The organism is Bifidobacterium apri, from assembly GCF_009299485.1.
GTDB lineage: Bacteria > Actinomycetota > Actinomycetes > Actinomycetales > Bifidobacteriaceae > Bifidobacterium > Bifidobacterium apri.
In genome coordinates this window covers 1-9,017 of the sequence record NZ_WBSO01000023.1, presented here as the reverse complement: position 1 = coordinate 9,017, position 9,017 = coordinate 1, and the positions used below count along the sequence as shown (strand labels likewise).

The following is a 9,017-nucleotide window of genomic DNA, read 5'->3' as shown; positions in this document are numbered from 1 at the left end:
AACCTTGCACCCTCAATCCCTTGCGGGAGTAAGCGTTTCGCCATCATGTCACGCTAAGCTCAAATAGTCCACGGACGCATTCACCGTCAGCACGAGAACCGCTTGCGGCCATTTCGTGCGCGCGGGTGGGCCCTCCCCTGCCCCGGTTGCGTCGCGTCTTGTTGAGAGTGGTTCTCGGTTTTGTGTTTTGTGAATTTTTTCGTGTGTTGGGCGTGTCGTTTGCGTTGTGTGCTAACGTACCGCGCACGTGCGCGCACGTACCTTTATGTGCCCTATGCGGCTGTGCTGCCAGGTATCGCGCGGCGTGGTTTCGACACGCCGACGAATGTCAATGTTCCCAACGGTTTTGGTCATGTTTATCCGTGCCCAATTTGCATTATCATAGCGACATCGCTATAGTGAGAGTCATCAACCGAACGGCGGACAGGCCGGGAGGGCTGAGGCTTGAAAACTCAACAGGGACGGCGGACGCAAGGCGGACGCAAGGGACGGGCAACGAGCGGCGCATATGCCGTCGGGGTATCCGCGCACATGGTGCAAGACAACGGAACCCGCGCCCATCGGTCGAACGTCAATGCGACACGCCGGAACTTGACATGACATAGCGACATCGCTATAGTGAGAGTCATCAAGTTCGGAACACGGGAACGCCACAGGCCACGCGGCAACGCGGGGCAGGCGAGCGGATACCGCGCGACACTCCACGTTGTTTGAAAATTTCATAGTGAGACACACCCATACCACACGTATAGCGCGATTGCTATACTAATGCCGAATGGAAAACAGGAGGTAGATACGTATGGGTATCAGGACACTCAGGGCTAGAAGAGGTTTGACGCAAACACGGCTAGCTGAACTCACGGGTTTGGCACAGCCGTCTATAGCACAATACGAGACGGGAGTTATGAACCCGGAACGCATGTCGCTAATGACGGCGCGCAAGCTGTGCAAAGCGTTGAACTGCTCACCCTGGGAGCTGCTTGAAGATGATACAACAGATGCCGCATCGAAAGACGCGGCTGACCACGGGCGGCATTAGGCCGTCTACCCCGCGCGGGGCTTACTACCGTGCGCGGGGACTTGACAAACGTTAAAGAGTAATGCCGGGACAGGCGGCAACCTATCCCGGCGAATGCCCTGACGTTTGAAACCTATCCAAGATATATACGCGAGGGGCACGTGTAAGTGTACCCCTCGCAAGGAAGCGAGGCAAATTATGTGCAAGATGGAAATAACAATCGCGATTGAATACAAGCGTTCCCGCACGTGGGGATATATCCCACACGCCACTGTTCGCGCAACCGTCCGCAATAAGGATAATTGCGTTATCGCGCGAGACATGTCAACCGGTTCCGCGAGCGGTTGCGGATACGACAAGACTTCGGCGGCAACTTGCTACGCATTCGACGATAACAAAGTTCTCCAAACGTTTGCACTTTGGAAAGACTTCAAGCCAACAGAATACGCCCATGCACGCGATTACGGGTATGAATATGCTTTCGACGGTTGCGGAATGTCCGCGCTTACGGGGCTCATGCGCGCGAACCGTTTTGAGAAACACGAAATTTGGGACAAAGACGGCGACATAACCGCGATCGTGTACACGCGTGACGACTTGCCTGAATCTTTTACCAAGCTGGTCTAACCCCGTCTCAATCCACACCACATTCGTCAACTAGCGTGCCGCCGACGATGGCGGCACGCGGAAAGAGTATACAAAATGGAAAAACATGAAATGTCTGTAAGCCTTAACAGTTTCGAGAATCGTGTTCGGCGTGGCCGTCGGCGTGTGCTTGCTGTGCTTGCTGTGATCGCGTGCATCCTGGGCATGGCGCAAGCGTGCGGCACACATGACGCGACGCCGGCACCGCAACCGGCCGTGACTAAGGATACGGACGCCGAAACATATCATTGGTGGCGCGGCAACATGGTCCGGTATCAGGTCGTCGCGTCGGCTGACGAATTACCGGAACGCCTAAGCGGTGTGCCGGAATGCGTCTACGAAGACGGTGCGAACCCGCGTCCGAATGGCCCCGACAATCAAGGCGCATACCAGCCGATATGCCGATGGGACGCATACAAGAACGGGAACGGCAAGGGCACTAGCTATGTGCTGTTCCACGGCGACAAAGTTATGCCACTGAACTACAAGTGAGAGGAAAACCGCGATGAAACAGCTTACACTCAGCGAAATGCGCATGATTAACGCCATGTTTGAAAAGCACGAAGAGGAAAAGCACCACACATATCTCGACATGCCGAATTTCACGATCTACTACCCTAATCGCGATTGGGGTGACGGTGACCTGACCTATACGGACGCGGATGGCGTCGAATGGGTGTTCGACAACGAAGACATTCAAGGCGGGTTATATACCATGTGGTGCGAAGATTACCCCGACGACACGGAGCCGCCTGAAGACGTGTGGGAGTCATACGTGCGCGACAATATCGAAGACGAATGCCTTGACTGTATTGCTGGTGGGTATTTCCGTGATGGCTCTCATTCGTGGCATGACGCAATGTGACGCGACACGCCGACATTCCCATCACTTGACAATAACTCAATACTGAGTATATTCAGAATCGTAAGGCAAACGCCTACCGCGTCAACCGGCGCAACAAAGATCGGAGAACACAAAATGAAGACTCTTCAGGAAATCGCGGAAGAGACAGGGACCACTGTCGAGATGGCAAAGGTTGCCAAGGATTTCGCCGAGAAAAGCGTGGACACGTTTGGTGGAACCTACTCCAAATGGTTCGTTTGCGCTGTCGGCTACGGCCATTGGGGTGACAGGTACAGCCATGCCGAAGGGCATGGTGCCACTCGCGATGAAGCTGTCATCGACGCATTGACGAAAAAACCGTGGATGTTCAAGTGAACGCAATGGCGGCCACGCTGTCAATCAGTGTGGCCGCCATCCAAAGAAGTCCCGGCCGAAGCCGGGAAATAAATCGCAAGGCAAAGAGCATTTCGCAAGAAATACAACCCTCAATGAAGTGCCTTGCGTAACACATCGTAACGCAGCAGATTGGATTACGCAAGTAGCCTAGCCGGACACAGCCGGCATGCCGTGCAAGGCGACACTAGGCAATAGGCAAATTGCCTAATCGCGCCAGGGTTCGGCGCGGGAAACACACAGATTGGAGAATCTGAAATGCTCACATACAAGGGTATCGCGCATAGGACGCACACCGACGTCGAGACTGTCAAGGAGGTTGCGAAGCACACACACAAGGTCGGCAAGGTCTGGCGCGTGGACGACGACCCCGACAGGCTCGCGGGAAGCGCGGCAAAATGGGAGGCCATCACACGGTATCTCGAAAAGCAGAACCGCCGCCAGCGTGAGGCAAGCGCGGACAATGCCAAGCCACAAGCAGAACCGAAGCCGAAGCAGAAGCCACAAGCGGCAGCGGAACCAAAGCCAACGACTGTGGAGCCACCGGCGGACACTCAGGTGATCCCGGAAGTACCGCCGAAGCCGACGGACACCGCACATGTAGTCAAGGTCAGCGAGTCGGTCATCCCGGCAATGGTCAAATTCCGCGAGCTGCCCGGCATGGCTGACGTGACGCGGCATGACGTGCGCAAGATACGCGACTCGCATGGGCGCAAGGTCGGTTACGTCGTGCGCGCAGGCAAGGCGGTTCGCATCCTCTGGCGCGAATGGTATCGGCACGATGACGCGTCGCTCGATGCGACGGTTCGCGAGTTGGCGGAATCCTGGGCCAAGGCGGCGTAGTCGACACGCCCATGTGCCCACCACCTTGCGTATATGCTCAGTACAGAGTACAATAAGTGTGTGCGCAAGGAGGTGAGCAACATGGGAATCCGCGACATCCGCAGGTCACAAGGACTGACGCAACGCGACGTGGGTGAACTCACAGGAATCAACGGGCGACGCATCGGCGACTACGAAACCGGTTTCCTGCCACCCAAGAACATGACCTTGGAGACGGCAATACGCATAGGCGACGCATTGCACGTGCGCGACCTACGCAAGCTGTTGGAACCGGACGTGACACCACCCGGCAAGCACAAGCTGCCAAAGAAAAAGCTCTGACGTTGTTAGCGCAACGTCAGAGCAATGTCCCCTAGGAATGAAGCTGTCAAACAAAACAAGCCCAAGGAACGTGAGTCATCGTATCACGTTCCCGGCAAACAAGCAAACACAAGGAGTGATTACGATGAAAGCGATTAGCGGTTTTAGTTATGAGGAAGTCAACCCGAGCACTTGCGCGGATTATGTGCGCGAATACGTCTCCAATTCAGACGCGGTCGAGAACCCGGAAGCAGAGTTCGACCTGGATAAGGCCGGAGAGATGCTGTACGAGTACATGTGCGCGCATTCTGCTGAGATTATCGAGGCATATCTCGATAGCGACGGTCGCACACCTGTTTTCGACTTTGTGGACGGCGACGACTTCACGGATATAGTGATGGCGTGCGCGCTCCCACTCGACGACCAGAAGGCGGAGGCGTGAGCGATGAGCGAGCTGTACGCGGAGACCATCAACAGGACTGACTGCCTCGAATACCTGGACGAGTACGTGCGGAATCTTGAGGGTAACCCGGATGATTACGACATGCGGAAGGCCGCGAAGACCTTGCACCTGTATGTGCGTGTGCATGTGGGCGATTTGGATAGGCAGGCGCGCGCGATCGGCTGGCTACCCTTGGAGGTCATCGAGCCGGAGACCATCGACGGTATCCTGGAGTCGTGCAAGTGGCAGGACGCGAGCGGGGTTGGCAAGCTGGGAGACGATTGGATGGGCGAGGCGCGGTGTTTCGTCGCGTCGTGGCATGAGGCTGATGATTTCTTTCAGCCGATTGGCGGCGACTTCAGTGAGGACGAGTTCTCCCCCGACATGGGTCTGATGATGGTGGAGGGCTGGGGTTGTATCCCGGACCTGTTCTGGCAGGCATGGTGGGAGAGCCACCCGTATGAAATCGTGGTGATTGACGGGGAGTATTGGCCGATTAGCGTGGCCATGTACGAACTGTATCTTAACGGCGTGTTTGACGCTGATGATGATGAGGCGATGGCGCGCCGGGTTGCGTGCTTCTTGGAGTGCATGGAGAATGCGTGGTTTAAGCATTCCGTGCCGCCGAATGAGTACGCATACAAGGCGTTGAATGATACCGGTTTGCCGATGGCGTATTGGACTACCGGGACTAAGGAGGATTGACATGAAGACTGTGATTGACATGCTTTTGGACAGCGTGTGTGGTGAGATTGAACATAGCTTGCGTGCTTACACGATTGAGCACGCTGAGCTTGTGGGCAGGCCACGGTACATCCTTCCTGATGGGACGCTCGTGTCGGGTACGGCGTGGGAACACTGGATGTGGACACGTAGGGAGCCTGACATGGCTTTCCGGTGGGGTTGCTACGTGTTGTGGTCGAACGCGGGCAGGTGTGCGACTATCCCGCTGTTTGTGGATTCTTGCCTTGCACAGGATTTTTGGACTGCGGTCGAGTATGCGCTCACACATTCCCTTGGTGGCGTGCGGTTTGCGCCCGGCGTCTCACACTTGCAACTCAGTAAAGAGTTGCTATAATGGGAGTCAACGTCAACAAAGACGTACCCTGGCAAGAAAGGCTGGAACAACAAATGAGAACCAACAACGAATACCACATGGACAATATCGACGCGTTGTGGCGCACGCCCGAAGCACGACTCGAAGGCTACTACCCCGAAGGCGGCGTGTGGGAGGGTATCGACCGTGACCAAGCGGTGGACGACGACGGGAAAGCCGTCTACACGGCTTACAGGCTTTCGCTTGAGCTGGGCGACGGGTACGACGACCACAGGGAAATCACCATCCCGTTCAGCGTCGAAGACATGGAGGATTACGCGCGCACATGGTGAATGGGTAGCCCAACGGTTTAAGCCGGTTGCGGGTGCAATCCCCCGCATGGGCACTAGGCAGACCGCCTAAGCACGCCGAACGGCGTGACAACAAGATTGGAGAACACAAAATGAGCAAGCATGTATCACATTACGCGCAATGGCAGAAGCGGATCGCGGGCACGTATCAGCTGATGCACGACGATATGCTGGCAACCCCCCTGGCGGACGAGGACGTGGTGGCGGTGAGGCAAGTCCTCAGCGCTGACCCCGAGGAGATCCGCATGGCCTGCTGGCGACTGGGCATGAACGAGAAACAGTTGAAAGACCGCGGACTGTTGGAAGACGTTGACAGTGTGCTCGAAGAGTGGCGTGAGCTTCTACCTCCACGTGCCAAGGATATCGGCTGCAAGGTGGCGGGCATGGGGTATCAGGTGTGCGCCGACCCCACTGTGTTCAGCAAGGCGTATGGGTATCCATACCTTGATGGCGCCGATTCTTGGCGGAATGGTGTGGAGGTCACGGACGGCGGCGATTTCACAGTCTACTGGTGGTTCGACACAGAGGACGGGCATCTCCACCGGCGTGGGGAACACGGCATGGAGGAGGCCATGGACGTGTCCGGTATGCCGACATGGCTGGCCGCACGATTCGTACTGTACGGCAACCCGACAGTCGACCAAATCGACGCGGAGCACGAGAAGCTCACTATGCAAGGGCCGGTAAGGTATGCGCGCGTATACGGCAGTCTGTACGTCTCCCGGCTTGATGACCTTAGCAATGAGCATTGGCTGATGACCGATGGCATGACCGCGCGCGAAGTCGCACAGTGGATCATGACCGGCGAGGAACCATCGTGGAGGCACGCAAAATGAGCAAGCGCAATCAGAAGCTACGGTTGTGTGCGGCGCACATGCCGCTCATACGCCACAGCATCGCGGAGTTCGGGTTGAAAGAATCCACTACAGCTAACGCACTGGTCGCGGAACATCTGACCGGCATGAATGTGTTGGAACGTATGCCGCTCATACTCGCGTCATACGAGCGGCTAGCACAGGCACCCATGTATTTCATATCGCATGACATGACAATGCTGGCTGTGGATACCGCGTTACACGGCGGCGCCCCGGCAGAGACGCGCCTGCCATCGGAGACAGGTCTTGTCGGCTTCGAGGGCGGCATCCACTTGGACGGGATGCCGGATGGTATCGCGGATATCAGTGTCGTGGAGTGGGACAAACAGATTAAGTGGCCGAGCGAAGAGGAAGGGCGACCGTCTCATTTCGATGTCATCACGTACTCGAACACCAAAGCGGCGCATGATATCCCGTTATGGCGGAATCAGGCTGGCGTGCCGGATTTCGTTGAAGCCGCGCCAGGAGCACTGAATGCCAAAGACCTGGATAGCGTGACTGATTGGATCGCGTTCTGGGAGGGTGTGCTTCGCGCGGTGTTCGCGCTGGTGGATGTACCCACGGTCACGCGCACACGCGAGTACAAGACGAACCCGTTGGATCGGGTGCCGCGCAAGTATGACCCCGATCTGCCGAGCAACCGTGTCCGCTTGGTGGATGTGCGGGAGAATCTGGAAGCGCCTGACGGGCGGGACGCGTCTGACACGGGCGCGGACAGCGGCGCTGGCAAGCGGCGTGAGTATGCGTACCGGTTCATTGTGCGCGGCTTCTACCGACAGCAGCCATACGGGCCGGGACGCAAATTGCGGCGCAGACAATGGATTCCCCCATTCGTCAAAGGGCCGGCGGACAAGCCGTTACGTGTGAAGGACACGGTGAACATTTTACGCGGCACGGTACTGCAGGAAGGACAGCAGGAGCATGAGTGAGGCAGTGGAACGGCGTGACGTGCCTGAGATTGGTGAGTTCGGGCCGCGCACGAAACGCCAGTACGCGGCGTTGACCGGGATCACCGGGCTGCGTCCCCCGTATGTGGCTAAATTCTTCGGCATCACCCAACAGGCCGTGAGCCGGTGGGAGCGTGACGGATACCGATTCCCGCCGCGTGAAGCGTGGGAACTGGTCGAGGGCGCGATGCGCGCATACCTACGCACGGTAGACGCGACAGTCACCGGCATCGAAAACAAATACAAGCCAGATCAGGTGAAAGTGCTGTTGACGTGGTATCGGAATCCCGCCGAATACTACAAGGCCCACGCGGGCGATGATGATGGTGGGGTGAAGCATCCGGAGGTCATGTGGGCGTTGGTGGACGCGCGGATGCGTGGCGCGGCCACGGAGCTGATGCTGGACGGGTATCAGGTGGAGTTCGTGCATCCGGGCGACATGCCTGATGGTCATGATGATGGCGTGTTGGTGGTTCCGCGCGGCTGAAACGCTAACATTCGCCGGATGTTAGTGAAATGGCGCGTGTGGTATGATGGTGTGTTGCGGAGTAGAGCAGTTCGGTAGCTTGCCAGTCTCATAAGCTGGATGTCCGTGGTTCAAATCCACGCCCCGCAACTAAGAGTAGACCCCGGTGTTTCCTAGGATTCACCGGGGTTTTCTGTTGGCATACCGGGCGGGAATCGAACCCGCATCAGCGGTTTTGGAGACCACCGTGTTACCACTACACCACCGGCATGGGCAATGGCCGCCGCAGCGGCCAAGGAGACTGTTCCCGCAACTGGGCGGGTCAGCTAAAACTGGTGCCGCCTTCGCGAGTGGCGGCACCGTGACTGTCCCCACACATGTGGATCAGCTGTTGGGTATGATGCTCGCGAACATCACACCCGGCGTGTACTTTGACGCAAGGCTGTACACTTCCCCCAACCGGACAAAGCCCGGCTTCATCACACAGCATCCAGCTATGCGAACAACTGGACACCGGCTAGCACGAACAAGTATACACGATACCGCTAACAATCTGTTAGCGACTCGAACCTTACTCTAACCTACTGTGATCTACTGTGACTTTTTCAGCACGAGTACCTGCCCACGCGTGCGAGCGTCCACGCTGTTCTGCGCGATGGTACCGTCCGGGAAATCGAGCGGCACCACACTCGAACCGGCTGGCGGGTCGAGCGGGAGGACAAGCACCCAACCCATCTGGGATATCCGCCTATACACCCGCGTGTCATCGGGCAGCGACGTGACCCAGTACGAGGACACGTCATCCCCCTCGCACAACCCACAGACGAAATAAACGAA

The 9,017-nt window shown here is 57.1% G+C and carries 14 protein-coding genes and 2 tRNA genes; 14 read left to right on the top strand and 2 right to left on the bottom strand.

Annotation, left to right across the window (positions count from 1 at the left end):
- Nucleotides 1–799 precede the first annotated feature (799 nt).
- The 14 genes from DSM100238_RS09735 to DSM100238_RS08860 all read left to right on the top strand — a co-directional run bounded on the left by DSM100238_RS09735 (nt 800) and on the right by DSM100238_RS08860 (nt 8,330).
- Nucleotides 800–1,039 (top strand): helix-turn-helix domain-containing protein, encoded by a 240-nt coding sequence (locus DSM100238_RS09735; RefSeq protein ID WP_152356309.1) that lies wholly within the window; start codon nt 800–802, stop codon nt 1,037–1,039.
- Between the two features lie 177 nt (nt 1,040–1,216).
- Nucleotides 1,217–1,645, top strand: coding sequence for a hypothetical protein (locus DSM100238_RS08920; RefSeq protein WP_152356308.1), 429 nt, complete (start codon nt 1,217–1,219; stop codon nt 1,643–1,645).
- Nucleotides 1,646–1,735: 90 nt separating this feature from the next.
- Nucleotides 1,736–2,155, top strand: a complete 420-nt coding sequence (locus tag DSM100238_RS08915) for a hypothetical protein (RefSeq protein ID WP_152356307.1) — start codon at nt 1,736–1,738, stop codon at nt 2,153–2,155.
- A 13-nt stretch (nt 2,156–2,168) separates the two neighbouring features.
- A complete protein-coding gene (locus DSM100238_RS08910; protein WP_152356306.1) occupies nt 2,169–2,528 on the top strand; it encodes a hypothetical protein in 360 nt (119 codons plus the stop codon).
- 114 nt (nt 2,529–2,642) lie between these two features.
- Nucleotides 2,643–2,882 carry a hypothetical protein gene (locus tag DSM100238_RS08905; RefSeq protein ID WP_152356305.1) on the top strand — a complete coding sequence of 80 codons (240 nt, stop codon included), beginning with the start codon at nt 2,643–2,645 and terminating at the stop codon, nt 2,880–2,882.
- Between the two features lie 276 nt (nt 2,883–3,158).
- Nucleotides 3,159–3,743 (top strand): hypothetical protein, encoded by a 585-nt coding sequence (locus DSM100238_RS08900; RefSeq protein WP_152356304.1) that lies wholly within the window; start codon nt 3,159–3,161, stop codon nt 3,741–3,743.
- 81 nt (nt 3,744–3,824) lie between these two features.
- A complete protein-coding gene (locus tag DSM100238_RS08895) occupies nt 3,825–4,064 on the top strand; it encodes a helix-turn-helix domain-containing protein (RefSeq protein WP_152356303.1) in 240 nt (79 codons plus the stop codon).
- Nucleotides 4,065–4,188: 124 nt separating this feature from the next.
- The gene (locus tag DSM100238_RS08890; RefSeq protein WP_152356302.1) at nt 4,189–4,485 is read left to right on the top strand and encodes a hypothetical protein; all 297 of its coding nucleotides are present in this window, start codon (nt 4,189–4,191) and stop codon (nt 4,483–4,485) included.
- Nucleotides 4,486–4,488: 3 nt separating this feature from the next.
- Nucleotides 4,489–5,190: a hypothetical protein gene (locus DSM100238_RS08885; protein ID WP_152356301.1), complete on the top strand. Its 702-nt coding sequence runs from the start codon at nt 4,489–4,491 to the stop codon at nt 5,188–5,190.
- A 426-nt stretch (nt 5,191–5,616) separates the two neighbouring features.
- Nucleotides 5,617–5,874, top strand: coding sequence for a hypothetical protein (locus DSM100238_RS08880; protein WP_152356300.1), 258 nt, complete (start codon nt 5,617–5,619; stop codon nt 5,872–5,874).
- A 110-nt stretch (nt 5,875–5,984) separates the two neighbouring features.
- The gene (locus DSM100238_RS08875) at nt 5,985–6,728 is read left to right on the top strand and encodes a hypothetical protein (protein ID WP_152356299.1); all 744 of its coding nucleotides are present in this window, start codon (nt 5,985–5,987) and stop codon (nt 6,726–6,728) included.
- On the top strand, nt 6,710–7,696 hold the full coding sequence (locus tag DSM100238_RS08870; protein ID WP_152356298.1) for a hypothetical protein: 987 nt from the start codon (nt 6,710–6,712) through the stop codon (nt 7,694–7,696). Before DSM100238_RS08875 ends, DSM100238_RS08870 begins: the two co-directional genes overlap by 19 nt.
- The gene (locus DSM100238_RS08865) at nt 7,689–8,201 is read left to right on the top strand and encodes a hypothetical protein (protein ID WP_152356297.1); all 513 of its coding nucleotides are present in this window, start codon (nt 7,689–7,691) and stop codon (nt 8,199–8,201) included. Before DSM100238_RS08870 ends, DSM100238_RS08865 begins: the two co-directional genes overlap by 8 nt.
- 55 nt (nt 8,202–8,256) lie before the next feature.
- A tRNA-Met gene (locus tag DSM100238_RS08860) sits at nt 8,257–8,330 on the top strand.
- A gap of 47 nt (nt 8,331–8,377) precedes the next feature.
- On the opposite strand, the gene DSM100238_RS08855 is transcribed toward DSM100238_RS08860, so the two are convergent.
- Together DSM100238_RS08855 and DSM100238_RS09395 are read right to left on the bottom strand one after the other, a co-directional pair.
- Nucleotides 8,378–8,451: transfer RNA gene (locus DSM100238_RS08855), tRNA-Trp, on the bottom strand.
- Between the two features lie 320 nt (nt 8,452–8,771).
- On the bottom strand, nt 8,772–9,017 hold a 246-nt coding region (locus DSM100238_RS09395), incomplete at its 5' end, for a hypothetical protein (RefSeq protein ID WP_167511135.1).